The sequence below is a fragment of the Curtobacterium sp. VKM Ac-2922 genome (assembly GCF_022815645.1).
GTDB lineage: Bacteria > Actinomycetota > Actinomycetes > Actinomycetales > Microbacteriaceae > Curtobacterium.
Genome location: NZ_JALGRO010000003.1, coordinates 206,030 through 221,001, shown reverse-complemented (window position 1 = coordinate 221,001; position 14,972 = coordinate 206,030). Strand labels below are relative to the sequence as shown.

Annotated in this window: 12 protein-coding genes and 1 tRNA gene; 3 read left to right on the top strand and 10 right to left on the bottom strand. The window is 73.2% G+C overall.

The genetic code is table 11. The features are described 5' to 3' along the window. Positions 1-18 precede the first annotated feature (18 nt). Together MT346_RS04765 and MT346_RS04760 are read left to right on the top strand one after the other, a co-directional pair. Complete coding sequence (locus MT346_RS04765) at positions 19-1,275, top strand: multidrug effflux MFS transporter (RefSeq protein ID WP_243561676.1); 1,257 nt, start codon at positions 19-21, stop codon at positions 1,273-1,275. 215 nt (positions 1,276-1,490) lie between these two features. Continuing rightward, on the top strand, positions 1,491-3,488 hold the full coding sequence (locus MT346_RS04760; RefSeq protein WP_243561675.1) for a helicase HerA-like domain-containing protein: 1,998 nt from the start codon (positions 1,491-1,493) through the stop codon (positions 3,486-3,488). 37 nt (positions 3,489-3,525) lie between these two features. On the opposite strand, the gene MT346_RS04755 is transcribed toward MT346_RS04760, so the two are convergent. The 10 genes from MT346_RS04755 to MT346_RS04710 all read right to left on the bottom strand — a co-directional run bounded on the left by MT346_RS04755 (position 3,526) and on the right by MT346_RS04710 (position 12,673). Continuing rightward, the gene (locus MT346_RS04755) at positions 3,526-4,164 is read right to left on the bottom strand and encodes a class F sortase (RefSeq protein ID WP_243561674.1); all 639 of its coding nucleotides are present in this window, start codon (positions 4,162-4,164) and stop codon (positions 3,526-3,528) included. Further along, positions 4,161-5,348, bottom strand: a complete 1,188-nt coding sequence (wecB, locus tag MT346_RS04750; protein ID WP_243561673.1) for a non-hydrolyzing UDP-N-acetylglucosamine 2-epimerase — start codon at positions 5,346-5,348, stop codon at positions 4,161-4,163. The genes MT346_RS04755 and wecB overlap by 4 nt, the downstream gene beginning before the upstream one ends. Further along, entirely contained in the window at positions 5,345-6,820 is a 1,476-nt protein-coding gene (locus MT346_RS04745) for a hypothetical protein (RefSeq protein ID WP_243561672.1), read from the bottom strand. The genes wecB and MT346_RS04745 overlap by 4 nt, the downstream gene beginning before the upstream one ends. Continuing rightward, on the bottom strand, positions 6,783-7,640 hold the full coding sequence (locus MT346_RS04740) for a septum formation family protein (RefSeq protein WP_243561671.1): 858 nt from the start codon (positions 7,638-7,640) through the stop codon (positions 6,783-6,785). Before MT346_RS04740 ends, MT346_RS04745 begins: the two co-directional genes overlap by 38 nt. After that, positions 7,637-8,233: an exosortase S gene (gene xrtS, locus MT346_RS04735; RefSeq protein ID WP_243561670.1), complete on the bottom strand. Its 597-nt coding sequence runs from the start codon at positions 8,231-8,233 to the stop codon at positions 7,637-7,639. The genes MT346_RS04740 and xrtS overlap by 4 nt, the downstream gene beginning before the upstream one ends. Next, on the bottom strand, positions 8,233-9,582 hold the full coding sequence (locus tag MT346_RS04730) for a glycosyltransferase family 2 protein (RefSeq protein WP_243561669.1): 1,350 nt from the start codon (positions 9,580-9,582) through the stop codon (positions 8,233-8,235). The genes xrtS and MT346_RS04730 overlap by 1 nt, the downstream gene beginning before the upstream one ends. Before the next feature lie 214 nt (positions 9,583-9,796). Beyond that, on the bottom strand, positions 9,797-9,970 hold the full coding sequence (locus MT346_RS04725; protein ID WP_243561668.1) for a hypothetical protein: 174 nt from the start codon (positions 9,968-9,970) through the stop codon (positions 9,797-9,799). Beyond that, the gene (locus tag MT346_RS04720) at positions 9,970-11,202 is read right to left on the bottom strand and encodes a choice-of-anchor G family protein (protein ID WP_243561667.1); all 1,233 of its coding nucleotides are present in this window, start codon (positions 11,200-11,202) and stop codon (positions 9,970-9,972) included. Before MT346_RS04720 ends, MT346_RS04725 begins: the two co-directional genes overlap by 1 nt. Positions 11,203-11,760: 558 nt before the next feature. Next, a complete protein-coding gene (locus tag MT346_RS04715) occupies positions 11,761-12,312 on the bottom strand; it encodes a hypothetical protein (protein WP_243561666.1) in 552 nt (183 codons plus the stop codon). Between the two features lie 276 nt (positions 12,313-12,588). Further along, a tRNA-Ser gene (locus MT346_RS04710) sits at positions 12,589-12,673 on the bottom strand. 121 nt (positions 12,674-12,794) lie between these two features. Between MT346_RS04710 and pta the strand changes: the two genes are divergently transcribed. Beyond that, complete coding sequence (gene pta, locus MT346_RS04705) at positions 12,795-14,927, top strand: phosphate acetyltransferase (protein WP_243561665.1); 2,133 nt, start codon at positions 12,795-12,797, stop codon at positions 14,925-14,927. The last annotated feature ends 45 nt before the right edge of the window (positions 14,928-14,972 follow it).

The following is a 14,972-nucleotide window of genomic DNA, read 5'->3' as shown; positions in this document are numbered from 1 at the left end:
CCGCCGAAGGACCCTGCTGTGACCGCGCCCGCGACCACCGGTTCGATCCGGGTCATCCTGCACCCCGGGGACTCCCTGTCCCGCGCCCAGCGCCTGGTGTACGTCTTCGTGCTCGGCGCGCTGACCGCGCTCGGCCCGTTCACGATCGACCTCTACCTGCCGGCGTTCCCGTCGCTCAAACAGCAGTTCGGCGTCACCGACGGAGCCGTGCAGCTCACGCTCACCGCCACCACGCTCGGGTTCGCGGCCGGACAGCTGCTGGTCGGACCCTGGAGTGACAAGGTCGGACGGCGCCTGCCGCTCATCATCGCCACCACGGTGCACATCGCCGCGTCGATCGGCGCTGCGACCGCGCCGAACATCGAGGTCCTCGGGCTGTTCCGTGTCCTGCAGGGCATGGGCGCCGCGGCCGGTGGTGTGGTCGCGATGGCCACGGTGCGCGACCTGTTCGGTGGCAAGCCCCTGGTCCGCATGCTGTCACGGCTGGCGATGGTGAACGGCCTGGCCCCGATCCTCGCGCCGCTCATCGGCTCGCAGATGCTGCGGTTCACCAGCTGGCGCGGCATCTTCGTCTTCCTGGCCTGCTACGGCCTGGCGGTCGTCATCGCGTCGATCCTGCTCATCGTCGAGACGCTGCCGCCGGCACGTCGGCACGAGGCCGGACACTCGACGATCGGGCAGCGGTACAAGGCCCTGTTCAGCGACCGGATCTTCGTCGGCGTCGCACTGATCGGCGCGATGGTGTTCAGCGGGTTGTTCTCGTACCTCAGCGCGTCGCCGTTCCTGTTCCAGGGTGTCTACGGCCTCGATGCCCAGCAGTACGGGTTGCTGTTCGCCGTCAACTCGATCGGCGTCGTGCTCGGAGTGCAGATCTCCGCACGGCTGGCACAGCGGGTCGGGCCGCAGTGGATCCTGGCGTGCTCGACCGCCACGCTGTTCCTGGCCGCCGTCGCGATCATCGTCCTCGACCTGCTCGGCGCGGGGCTGGTCGGCGTGCTGATCCCGCTGTGGTTCTTCATCGCGGCGTGCGGGTTCTCGTTCCCGCTCGTCCAGGTCATCGGCCTGGCCTCGCACGGAAAAGAGGCGGGGACGGCCGCGTCGGTGCTCGGGGCGCTGAACTTCGGCGTCGCGGGGCTCATCTCGCCGATCGTCGGCGTGCTCGGGATCTCGCAGGCGGCGCCGATGGCCGCGGTCATGGCGTGCACCGCGGCCGTGGCGATCCTGCTGCTGTGGATTGTCGTGCGACCTCGGACGGTGCCGGCGCTGACGCACTGAGGGGCGGGTCCGCGTCGTCGGTTGCGCGTGTGCGTGTGTCGCGACACGACCGACGTCGTACGACAGCGGACTTGTCGTTCGGGGTCCGCGTACGTGGCGGGCTGCGCGCGCTGCGACATCGCCGACGTCGTACGACAGCGGGCCTGTCGTTCGGGGTCGGTGCACGTCGCGAGATCGCCCGGGCGCCCGACCCGCCGCGTCCCTAGGCTGTGCCCATGAGTGACGCGGTGGAGCAGGCACGGGCAGCGGCCGAGGCAGCACGGGCCGCCGCCGACGAGGCACGACGACTCGCTGACCAGGCCGTCGCCCGCGCCGAGGAACTGGCAGCGGCGCTCGCTGCAGCAGCCCCCGCGAGCGACGCCCCTGCGCCGGACGCCCCCGCGCCGGAAGCCCCCGCACCCGCACCCGCACCAGCACCAGCACCCGCACCCGCGGCCCCGGACCCGGCCACCGCGGTACCGGCGCCCGCGCCGTCGGCCGACACCGAGCCTCCCGTCGGTCCGCTCGACGACGCCGGCGTCGCCGCGATCCGCGACGGCTACACGGTGCAGGGCAGCGCACTCGAACTCGGCGCCCTGGTGAACGGCGCGGCGCTGCCCGACGTGCAGGTCCGCATTCCGCTCGGCATGCTCAACCGGCACGGGCTCGTCGCGGGTGCGACCGGCACCGGCAAGACCCGCACGCTGCAGGTGCTGGCGGAGCAGATCGCCGCGAACGGTGTACCGGTGTTCGCCGCGGACATCAAGGGCGACCTGTCCGGCCTGGCCGTCGCCGGGGCGAGCAGCGACAAGCTGCTGGCGCGGACCGCCGGCATCGGGCAGCAGTGGGCGCCCGCTGCCAGCCAGGCGGAGTTCTACTCGCTCGGCGGGCAGGGGACCGGTGTGCCGATCCGCGCGACGGTGTCCGGGTTCGGGCCGCTGCTGCTGTCGAAGGTGCTCGGCCTGAACGACACGCAGGAGTCTTCGCTCGGGCTGGTGTTCCACTACGCCGAACAGGCCGGGCTGCCGCTCGTCGACCTGACCGACCTGCGGAGCGTCCTGACCTTCCTGACGAGCGACGCCGGCAAGCCCGAGCTCGCCGACCTGGGTGGGTTGTCGAAGCAGACCGTCGGGGTGATCCTGCGCGAGCTCATCACGTTCGCCGACCAGGGCGCCGACCAGTTCTTCGGCGAACCCGAGATCGACACCCAGGTCTTCCTGCGGACGGCGGCGGACGGGCGGGGGATCGTCAGCCTGCTCGAGGTCCCCGGCGTGCAGGACCAGCCCGCGGTGTTCTCGACCTTCCTGATGTGGTTGCTGGCGGACCTGTTCAACGAGCTGCCCGAGGTCGGCGACCAGGACAAGCCGAAGCTCGTGTTCTTCTTCGACGAGGCCCACCTGCTGTTCGACGGTGCCTCGAAGGACTTCCTCGACCAGATCACCCGCACGGTGCGACTGATCCGGTCGAAGGGCGTCGGCATCTTCTTCGTCACGCAGACCCCGAAGGACGTGCCGAACGACGTGCTGGCGCAGCTCGGGTCACGCGTGCAGCACCAGCTCCGTGCCCACACGCCCGACGACGCGAAGGCGTTGCGGGCGACCGTGTCGACGTACCCGACGAGTGGCTACGACCTGGGTGAGGTCCTGACGTCGCTGGCCACCGGCGAGGCGATCGTCACGGTGATGAACGAGAAGGGTGCCCCCACCCCGGTCGCGTGGACCCGGTTGCGTGCACCGCAGGGATCGATGGAGCCGATGCCGGCCACCGACCTGGAGGCCCGGGTCGCCTCGTCCCCGCTGCTCGCCACCTACGGCACCCGCGTCGACCCCGACTCCGCGCACGAGATGCTGGCCCGCCGGATGGAGGCAGCTGCTGCCGAGGCCGCGGCAGCCGACGCGCACGAGGCGGCCGAGGCCGCTGCTGCCGAGGCGGACAAGGAGGCGGCGCGCGCGGCTGCCGCCGCCGCGAAGCAGGCCGCTGCGGACGCGAAGCGCGAGGCGCGGGAACACGCGAGCGCGCAGCAGGAGTACGAGCGGACGCAGCGCGAGTTCGAGCGGGCCGAGCGTGCCGCCGAGGCGAAGCGCTCGCGCGGCTCGTCCCGGTCGAGCACCCGGACGACGTCGAGGCGCCGGTCGACGGACCCGCTGTCCGACCTGCTCGGCGGCGGGCTCGGGGGGACCATCGCGAAAGAGGTGGTGCAGGGGATCTTCTCGACCCTGCGCCGACGGAAGTAGCCCGGGCAGCCCGCTCCGGAACCCCGGCCGGGTGGTGTCAGCCGGTCCGTTCGGCCGTCACGACGACGTTCCGGGTCGAGGGACCGCCGTCCGGACGCTCCAGGCACGTCAGCAGCACGAGTTCGTCGGGACCGGTCGACCACAGCCGGTCGTCGCCCGGGACGGACTGCTTGGTGGGCGTCCCGATGCTCGTCACCCGCCACGACGCGCCCTCGACGCGCACGACGTCCCCGACCCCGATGCGCGCCCGTCCGGCGTCCGTGTCCCAGAGCGCGTTCCCGGGCGCTCGTCCGCCACCACGCAGGGCGTGCATCGCGATGTAGGTGCCGGTCGCGGTCGGGACGCTGTTCGACAGCCCCACGACCTGGTACGCGGCCGCGAACCCGGGTGGGTCGACCACGCCACCGTGCACGGACATCGTGCCGAGTGGCACGTCCAGGCCGACCGCGGGGACGACGAGCCGGTCCGACGAGTCCGGCGGGACCGCCCCCTGCGCTGGAGCCGGAGTCGCCGTGGCGGTGCCCCCGTCCGTTGTCCGGACGTCCACGGAGACCGGTCGTCCGTCCAGGTCCAGCGCGGCAGAGGGCGCGGGCGCCGGCTGGTGCAGCAGGACGAGCCCCCCGACGACCGCTGCGACGGCGACGAGTCCCAGCAGGGTCGCGGGCAGCGCCTTCACGGGCGGCCCGTGGCGACGTCGGCGAACGCGGGGGTGTCCTCGTGCCGCCGGTGTCGTGCCGCGATGTCGAGGTGGGCCCGCACGGCACGCACCACCCGGCGCGCGGCCTGTCCGTCGCCGTAGGGGTTCGCCACCGCCGCCATCCGCGCCCGCTCGGCCGGGTCGTCGAGCACCCGTCGGAGTGCCGTGGCGACGCCGTCGCGGTCGGTGCCGACCAGGCGGTTCGCCCCGGCGGTGACCGCCTCGGGGCGTTCGGTGGTGTCCCGGGTGACCAGCACGGGCACACCGAGCGAGGGCGCCTCTTCCTGCACGCCCCCGGAGTCGGTGACGATGACCGTGGACACCTGCATCGCCCGGCAGAACGTCGGGTGGGTGAAGGGGTCGGTCACGACGGCGTTCATGATCCGGTCGAGCTCGGGGACGACGGCCGCCCGCACGACGGGGTTCGGGTGGAGCGGGGCGAGCAGCAGGGTGTCCGGTCGGTCGGCGAGCACGTCGGCGAGCCCTGCGGCGACCTGTCGGAGACCGCCGCCCCAGGACTCCCGGCGGTGCGCGGTGAACAGGACGACCTGCCGCGCTCGCGACACCAGGGTCTCGAGCTCCTCGGGCATGCTCGGCCGGGTTCGCTCGAGGGTGTCCAGCAGCGCGTCCACGACGGTGTTGCCCGTGACGACGATGCGGCGCTCGTCGATGCCCTCGCGCCGCAGGTTCTGCTCGGCCGCCGGGGTGGGAGCGAGGTGCAGGCCGGCGATCCGACCGATCACGCTGCGGTTCGCCTCCTCGGGCCAGGGCGACCAGAGGTCCCCGGACCGCAGGCCCGCCTCGAGGTGCGCGACGGGCACGTGCGCGTAGTGGGCTGCGAGTGCGGTCGCCGCCGCCGCGGTCGTGTCGCCGTGCACGAGCACCAGGTCCGGCCGCCAGTCCTCGACGAGCGACCCGACCGCCGTCATGGTGCGTGCGGCGATGGCGCCGACGGACTGTCCCGGTCGTGCGATCGACAGCGTGCGGTCGGGGTGGGTGCCGAACGCGGTGTGCACGGCGGCCGTCAGGTCGGGGTGCTGTCCGGTGTCGACCACCAGGGTCTCGAGGTCCGGGTCGTCGCGCAGGGCGAGGACGACCGGCGCGACCTTGACGGCCTCGGGACGGGTGCCGTAGACGACGAGGACACGTGGGCGGGTGGTCATCGGTGGGCTCCTGTCCGGACGGTGGTGAGGACGATGCGGCGGTGTCGCTGCCGTCCGCTGACGGCGGGACCGCTGCGCAGCAGGACCGCGAGCTGCACGGGCAGCAGCGGGACGAGTGCCAGGGTGGTGGCGGTGAGGACGACCGCGGGGACGGGGTCGGCCGGGTCGCCCGTGAGCACCCAGCCCCAGAACACCGCCCACGACGCCGTCAGCATCACCAGCGCGGCGATCCCCACGCCGGTGGCCCGCGACCCGAGTCGCCGGCGGCCGGCGAGGGCCGCCGATGCCGCTGCGACCGCCAGGTGCAGTCCGAGTGCCAGCAGCGGCAGGCCGGCGAACGCCCCCGCGACGACCGTCACCGGTGTGGTCCCGACGTCCTCGGCCGGCCCGGTGTCCGCGTCGAGGAGCGCCGAGACGGCCCGGTCCGCCAGCACGACCGTCGTGGCGGGGTGCACGAGGGACCCACGGACCAGGGCGAGGTCGTCGAGCGACGCGAAAGCGGGGTCGGGGTCGCCGTCGCGGACGGCGCCGTCCCCGGTGCCCGGGCCGAGCCCGAACGTCGCGCGTGCGACGTCGGACCCGGTCACGGACGTGACCATCTGGACGTGCCGTGTCCGGGCGTCCACGGCGTCGTCCTGGGACGCCAGACGTGCGCCCGCCCAGGCCGTGGTCGTGAGCGCCGCGATCGCTGCGGCGACGACGGCGACCCCGACGACGCGCTCGACGCCCGAGGTGCGGACGACCAGCACCACGACCAGGCCGGCGACGACCGGCACGACGACCCAGCCGAGCGACGGCGAGGCGGTCGACCAGGAGGCCGTGCTCACGGTGGCTGCGATCGTCGCGGTGAACGGACGGCGGGTCAGCCAGGCGAGCGACACCGCGGTCGCCGCGGCACCGACGAGGGCCGCCGACGCCGGTCCGGCACCGAGCAGGACCTTCGTCGACCAGGGGTCGACGAGCACGACGACGGCCAGCACGGCGACGCCGGCGCGGACGAGGGGACGTCCGGGCACCGCCGCTGACCCCGCGACGACCAGGACGGTCATGACGACTGCGAGGACCCCGGCGAGGACGCGCAGGTCGAGTCCCGTGGCGCCGGTCACGAGCGGTGTGAGCTGTTCGGCGAGCCGTGCGGGCAGGGCGGCGCTGGTCACGGTCGCGGTGCCGTCGACGGGAGAGCACGCGGCGGCCGACCAGGCGTGCGCGGGCCAGGTCGTGGCACCAGCGGTCGCGGGCGGTGCCAGGCCGAGCGTGCACAGGACGGCGTCGTCGACCCGGATGCCGGGCAGTGCGCTGCACCAGCGCCAGAGCAGCACGGCGAAGGTCACCGGGCCGAGGGCCCAGCGGAACACGCGGGAGGCGGTGGTCGACACCCGGGCAGCGCGCGCTGTGCGCGCGGCGTCGGTGCGCGTGGGACCGGTTCCCCGGTGCTCAGCGCGGGAGGACGACGACGTCGGTGCGGTCGTCACCGGGTCCACCTCCGATCGTGCAGCGGAGCGTGCTGGCACCGTCGGCCTGGACGACGACCCCGGACGGGGCCAGACCGTCCGGCAGCGGCCCGCCGACGAACGTCTCGGCGGCGTCGCGGCAGCGTGTGGCGACGGTCGCGGGCGAGAGCTCGGCCGCCCCGTCGCGCAGGGCGATCCAGGCGCCCACCTCTTGCGTGCTGTGCGGGAGGTCGCAGCGCACCCGGGCACCGTGCGTGGCCCACGCGGCGCCGGCGGGAGCCTGCTGACGGCACGCGCGGACCACGGCCGACCCGTCCCGCCCCGAGCCCGCACGCCCGGCGATCCCCTGCAACGAGGTCCGGAGCGGCAGGGGTGTCGCGCTCGCATCGACCGGCACGGACACCGTGCAGGCAACGCGGTGCGACCCGTCCGCCCACCCCCGGGCCGACGGCGCGAACCGGCTGATGGTCAGGTCGGTCAGCGCGTCGACGGCCTGGGCACCGAGGAACCCGCGGAGTGCCTCCGGGCCGCAGACACCGGCGGTCGCCGCGGCGAACACGGACGCGGTCGGACGCGTGGTCCACTCGCCCGCCTGACCGGGGACGGCGGCCACGGCGAAGACCTGGTGGGTGTGCTCGTCGGCGCAGGGCACGGTGTCGGGCGCCGTGCGGGCGGCGCGGTCGCGGGCCGTCGGCAGGTCCAGGCACGACCCGACGCCGAGCGCGGTCGCGGCGGCGCGGGGCGGTGCCGCGGCGGACGCCACGGTCACGGCACCCCACACCAGGGCGCCGCTCGTCAGGACGGCGAGGACCGCCCCGAGCAGCCGTCCACGCCCGATCACCCGGCCACCTCCGGCAGCGGTTCCCGGCCGGCGGAACGGCGTCCGCGTCCACGGGCCGGTCGCGACCGGCCGAGCGTCATGCCGAGCTGCAGCAGGAAGGCCGCGGCGAACCCGGCGATCACGAACAGCGAACCGGCGTACTCGTGCACGACGTCGAACCCCTGTTCGCCCCAGGCCTGCAGCGCGAGGGCCGAGCCGAGGTAGCGGATGGTGTTGCACGCCACCACGAGGACGACCGATGCGGTCAGGGCGAGGGCGACGCGGGGTGTCCGGCGTCCGCGGGTGACGAGCGCCAGGACCGCGGACAGCAGCAGCAACGGCACGACGAGCACCACGCTCGAGCACATCGGCGTGATCTGGATGCCGTGCACCGTCGCGGTGCCGATGCCGAAGTACGCGACGTTGCCGGACGCGGCGGTCCCACCGTCGGCGAGCGGAGCCAGCGCGGCGGCGACGCCACGGGCCTCCAGGGGGTGGATGCGACCGGAGGTCGCCAGGACGGCGACCGCGGCGGCGACGGCGAGCGCGGCGAGGACCAGGTGACCGCCGTGGCGGCGAGCGGGGCGGTCGGCGACCGCGACGGCGTGGGACATCAGACCTCCGTGGCCAGCAACAGCGGACCGGACTCGGCGTTCCGGCGGGTCTTCGCCCAGCCCGCGCGCCCGCGGACCAGACGGACGAAGGCGCGGGGCACGCAGACGTAGCTCTGGTACATGTACAGCCAGTAACCGAGCGCCCAGAGCAGCGCGGTCAGCACCCGTGTGCCGGGCTCGGCGCGGCGACGGTAGATCAGCGGCCACATCGCGAACGGCGCGATGCCGGTGACGACGACGAGCGGCAGCAGCCACCAGTTCTCGGCGGCCCAGGCCGCGGCGCTGCCCGCTGAGACGGTGCCGGCGGCGAGCATGGTGACCAGCACCGTCGGCCACAGGACGACCCCGGCGAGCTGGGTGAACGGCTGCACGAGGAAGTAGCTCGCCTCGATCGCGCCGGCGTGGGTGACGTGCCGCGAGGCGAAGATCCGGGGGAGGTACTTGGCGCACTGCATGCCGCCCTGGCACCACCGGGTCCGCTGCGTCAGCAGCCGACGGACGGACGGCAGTCCCTCTTGCTCGACGTGCGTGTCGTGCAGGTACACGTTCCGGAAGCCGGCGAGCATCACGTGCACGCCCAGTTCGTAGTCCTCGAGCAACGACCCGTGCCACGGCGTGCCGTTCGCTGCGCCGATGCGGTCGAGGGTGCTCAGGCGGGTGAACTGCCCGTTGCCACCGAGGCCGACCGACAGCGTGTGGCCGCGCAGGCACTGCATCGCGGCGATGGCCGTGCGGAACTCGATGTCCTGCATCCGGACGAGCCAGCGACCCCAGCGTGACGTCGTGACACCGGCGGCGGAGGAGCCGTCGAGCGGTGTCCGGTTCGACATCCACACCGCGGCCTGTGCGGCACCGACCCGGGGGTCGCCGAACGCGGTCGGTCCGGCGGCCTGGGCGAGGGCGTTCGTGGCGAGGCGACCGTCGGCGTCGACGACCACGACGACGACCCGGTCGTGGTCGTGCTCGGCGGGGAGCCAGGCGGCGAGGGCGGCGTACGCGGCGTTCAGTGCGGCGCCCTTGCCGGTGCGGGCGTCGGGCAGCCGGCGTTCGACGAGGTGGACCATCGGGTCCGTCCGCTGCCGGACGACGTCGCCGGTGCCGTCGGTGCTGGCGTCGTCGACGACCCAGACGTGCGCGGTGGGGAAGTCCCGACGCAGCCGCGTGAGCGTGTCGCCGATGACGACGACCTCGTCGCGGCAGGCGACGAACACGTGCCAGTCGAGTGTCGTGGGGTCGCCGTCGGCGGACGGACGGCGACGGAGGAAGGGCACGAGGATGGCGGTGACGTAGGCGAGGAAGACGACGAGCAGGACGAACGCGAGGGTCTGCGCGGACTCGGAGGCGGACACGGGGTCCTTTCCCTGGAGAAGAGGGTGTGTGAGCGAGGGGCCGCGGACACGCACGTCCCGAGCGTGCGTGTCCGCGGGTGCGATCACCGTGGAGCGGTCAGACCGGCTCCACGGTCATCGGGTCAGGAGGAGTGCGACGACCCTGACGTCGGGCTCCTCCTGGCGTCGCCCGTCCCGTCCTCCTGATCCACAGGACGGGGCAGACGAGCACGGGTCACCGGTCGACGCGGGAGTCGTGTCGACGGCGGTACAGCACGCGCCAGAGCACGAACGCTGCCAGGACGGCGCCGAGCACCAGGAGCGCGATGCCCATCGCGGGGGCGCCGGCACCCGCTGCGACCACGCCGCCCGTCATGACGGACGGCCCGATCGAGCCTGCGCGGTACATCAGACCGCTGCCGTCGCGGCCCGACGACGACGCTGCACCATGAGTGCGGCGATCGCGGCTGCGACGAGGGCGCCACCACCGGCGATGCTCGCCGACGCGGGGTTCACGACCGGCACCGCTGCGATGCCGGCGTTCGGGCCCACGGTGGCGCTGGCCAGGTCGACCGCCGCCACGCTGGCGTTCGGACCGACACCGACACGCAGTGCCGTCTGGGTGAAGGCGCCGTCCGCGCTCGTCGACGACCGGTTCACGTTCAGCTGCAGGGCGGCGTCGATGACCGGGGACAGGTTGGTCGCCAGCGTCGCGCCCAGTCCGGTGAGCACCGGGTTGAGCAGGCCACGGGCGGTGGTGAGCGCCGTGTTCAGGACCGCCCCGGTGAGCCCGAGCGCCGCTGCGCGCGTCGTCAGCTCGGTCAGCGTGGCGTTCACCGACGTGGTGAGCTGCGCGGTCACGGCCTGCGGGACGTAGGTCAGCAGGTTGGTGTTCGCCGGCAGGTCGTTGACGCTGGTGACGCCCGCGGCCGTCAGCAGCTGCTGCAGGGTGACCCGGACCGTGCCGTCGGCAGCGATCGGGTTGGCGACGTTGACGCCGATCCCGCTCGCGACCCCGAGGACCGTGGTGAGCGGTCCACGCAGGCTGTTCAGGGTCGGCGCGAGCACGGTCCCACCGACGATGACGCTGCCGTCGGTGAGCGTGTAGCGCCCCGTCTGGGTGCCGTCCGCCGTCTGCTGGGCGGACGCTGCCAGTCCGGTGAGGGCGACGTTGAGCGAGACCGGGCTGGTGCTCGTCCCCACCGCGACCTGGGCGTTGCTGCCCGCGGTGGGCGACCCGACGTCGCCGCCGGTGACGGTCGTCCCGGTACCGATCAGGCTGGCGGCCTGGGACACCGCTCCGGAGAACGCGGCCGACGAGCCGTCGTCCGCGGCACGGCCGTACTGGCCGACGGCGCCGAGCTGGATGATCCCGTTCGTGCCGAACAGGTTCGATGCGTCCGCCCGGAGCTGGACGAGTTCACCGACCGCCGTGGCGTCGAGCGGCGTGTTCACCACGACGTCGCCGGTGGCGTCCGCGTTGACGGCGGCGGCACCGCGGAGGGAGGCGACGGTGTCCAGCACCGTCGAGCTCAGCAGTGACGTCTGCACGAGACGGCCGGTGCCCTGTGAGACCACAGGGGCGGCAGACGCGGCGGAGGGGGCGAGCAGGGTGACGGCCAGGCCGACGGAGACTCCCATGAGTCCCATCAGTGCTGGTCCACGGCGCGACGAACGCGCACGCGATTGCGACATGGCAACCTCTTTCGGATACGCGGAAAGCGAGGGTAGGGACCTCGAGTTCCGACTGTGCGATGTCCGAGTCACGTTAGGACCAAGCTGAGTGGAATGCCAGGACGTGCGGCCCGCATGTGTCCTCCGACGCCACCCCAGTCCGGGGGAGGGGAGCGCAGCGCGGGCGCGACCAGGGCACGTTCGACGTCGGAAACCGCGTTCCCACGGCAGCACCCGGTACGCTTGCCCGGTTCCCGTCGGATACGCGGGAACACCTGATGACCTGCCGCCGCGTTCACGCGCGACGACAGGCCGTCCCGGGGGCGGCCGGCTGTAGGGGCCCATGAGCGCCGCCCCCGACCCTCCGGGGTGGTTGGTCCCGGCCGGACTGGTGAGGTCCGGATGTGGTGGCACTCGTGTTGAGGCCCTGTCAGGGTCACGCATGGCCCAGCGGCTGTCAAGCGCGTGTGCGCGTTCGGGCGAGCCGCGGCCCCGTCCGGTCGTGCGGGAGCGTCCGGACCTGCGCTACGAGCGGTCGCTGCGTGCGCCGAACACCCGGCGCGCGAAGTCACGCGCCGGCATCGGCCGGGGGTGTTCGGTGACCTGCACGCCCAGGGCCTCGACGACCTGGTCGAGTGCCGGGTCGCCCCAGACGTCCGCCCGCATCCGGAAGAGCTTCGCGCCGTCGGCGTCGAGGGCGACGAGTTCGCGTGTGGTGCGGTCGACCGAGCTGCCGAAGGTGGTGCCGAGGACGATGCCGGCGACCTCGGTGCGTGGGAAGCTGCGGACCGCGAGGACCAGCCCGCGGGCGGTGACCGTGTCCGGACCGATCCCGACGAACGCCGACCGGAGTCGCACGAACACGACGCCGACCAGCACCGCGAGCACCACGACGACCGCCGCGAACACGGGCCAGAGGCGGAGCGGGAACGAGACCCAGACCAGGGCGACGGCCAGTGGGACGACCGAGAAGACGATGCTCAGTGCCGTGGAGCGGACGAGCGACGACCGTGGGCGCAGGACGACGTCGTACGTCGGCCGGGCCTTCGCCGCCGTCGGCACGGTCGTCTCCCCCACGGTGGCTCTCCTCGTCCCCTCGGGCACCCGTGTCGGGCCGCCCGTCCGGTCAGCATAGGGGAGCGTCCCGGGGCTGCGACAGACCGGTCCACCCCTTCGCGTCAGATTCATGGCGGACGGGGTGCAGCGGGGTCCGCAGGGTGGGGGACCGGTGACACGTCATCCCAGGCGGAGTGCCCGGGGAACGACAGAAGCGCGGGGCCCTGACGGGTCCCGCGCTTCGGTTCGCGACCGTACGGACACGGTCGTGTTCGTGCGGAGGCGCTCGTGATCGTGCGGAGAATGGGGGATTCGAACCCCCGAGGGCTTGCACCCAACACGCTTTCCAAGCGTGCGCCATAGGCCACTAGGCGAATTCTCCTGGTGCCATCTCGCGATGACGACACCCCATGGTACAGGTCTTCGCGCCTGTGGAGGACCACCGTCGTCCACCGGTCCGTCGCTCCCAGTGGCCACGGTGAGCGCGCGGATACGCTGGGACCGTGTCGACCCGCATCTACATCACGTCAGCAGAAGGACACACGGGCAAGAGCACGGTGGCGCTCGGTGTCCTCGAGACCCTCGCACGGACGGTCGGCCGCGTCGGCGTGTTCCGGCCGGTCGCCCGTTCGGTGGAGGAACCCGACTACGTGCTCCAGCTGCTGTTGCAGCACACCGGCACGAACCAGGCCTACGACGACGCGATCGGCGTGACCTACGACCACGTCCACGCCGACCCCGACGCCGCCCTGGCCACGATCGTCGGCCGCTTCGGTCAGGTCGAGCGCCAGTACGACGCGGTCGTGGTGCTCGGATCTGACTACACGGACGTCGGCAGTCCGACCGAGCTGTCGTTCAACGCGAAGGTGGCTGCGAACCTCGGTGCCCCGGTCCTGCTGGTGCTCGGTGGTCGCGTCGCTGCCGAGCGTGGCGCCCGGACGCCGGCCGACATGGGCCAGGTCGCCGACGTCACGACGAGCGAACTCCGGGCGGCGCACGCCCAGCTGCTCGGCGTCGTGGTGAACCGCGCCGACCCGGACGCCCTGGCGGCGATCTGTGACAGCGTCGCGGTCGCGGTCGCCGACCACCACCCGGACACCCCGGTCTGGGCGATCCCCGAGGACGCGGTCCTGGTCGCCCCGACGGTACGGGCGCTGCTGGCCGCGACCGACGCCACGTTCGTCCGCGGCGACGAAGCACTGCTCGACCGTGAAGCCCTCGGTACCGTCGTCGCCGGCATGAGCATGGAGAACGTGCTGCCGCGGCTGATCGAGGGCGGCATCGTCGTCGTGCCCGGCGACCGCAACGACGTCCTGATCGCCACGCTGCTGGCGAACCAGTCGGAGACCTTCCCGAGCCTGGCCGGGGTGATCCTGAACGGCGGGTTCGAGACCGCGCCGCAGATCACCCGGCTGCTCGAGGGGCTGTCCAGCTCGCTGCCGATCGCGACGAACCACCTGGGCACGTACGACACGGCGCTCCGCATCACCCAGACGCGCGGGCGGCTGGCAGCCGACTCGCCGCGCAAGGCCGACCTGGCGCTGTCGCTGTTCGAGCGGCACGTCGGTGCCGACGAGCTCCTGGCACGGCTGCAGGTGACGCCGTCCGGGGTCGTCACGCCGCTGATGTTCGAGCACGGACTCATCGACCGGGCCCGCGAGCACGCCAAGCGCATCGTGCTGCCCGAGGGTGACGACGACCGGATCCTCCGGGCCGCCTCGACGCTGCTGCAGCGCCAGGTGTGCACGCTGACCATCCTGGGCGACCCCGCCGCCATCCGGACCCGGGCCACCGAGCTCGGGCTCGACCTCGACGCCGCCCAGCTGCTGTCGCCGTTCGACCCCGAGCTGCGCGAGCGCTTCGCCACCGAGTACACCCGCCTGCGTGCGCACAAGGGCATGAGCATGGAGCTCGCGCGCGGCACTGTGACCGACGTGTCGTACTTCGGCACGATGATGGTGCACCTCGGGCTCGCCGACGGCATGGTCTCCGGCGCCAAGCACACCACCGCGCACACCATCCGCCCGTCGTTCGAGATCATCAAGACCCGTCCGGACACCTCGATCGTGTCGAGCGTCTTCCTGATGGCACTGGCCGACCGCGTGCTGGTGTACGGCGACTGCGCGGTGATCCCGGACCCGTCGAGCGAGCAGCTGGCCGACATCGCGATCTCCTCCGCCGAGACCGCCACGCAGTTCGGCATCGAGCCGCGGGTCGCGATGCTCAGCTACTCGACCGGTGACAGCGGCTCGGGCGCCGACGTCGACAAGGTCCGCGCCGGCACGGCCTTCGTGCGCGAGCGCCGTCCGGACCTGCTCGTCGAGGGTCCCATCCAGTACGACGCAGCCGCCGACCCCACCGTCGCCAGCACGAAGATGCCGGACAGCCCGGTGGCCGGACACGCGACGGTCTTCATCTTCCCGGACCTGAACACCGGCAACAACACCTACAAGGCCGTGCAGCGCTCGGCCGGTGCGGTCGCGATCGGCCCGGTGCTGCAGGGGCTCCGCAAGCCCATCAACGACCTGTCCCGCGGGGCGCTCGTCAGCGACATCGTGAACACCGTCGCCATCACCGCCATCCAGGCCGGAACGGCCGACGCACCCGCGGACGGCACCGCGCCCGACGCGGTCTGACCCGCCGGATCCGCACCCGAGCCTCCCGTCCGGCCCACCGGGCCA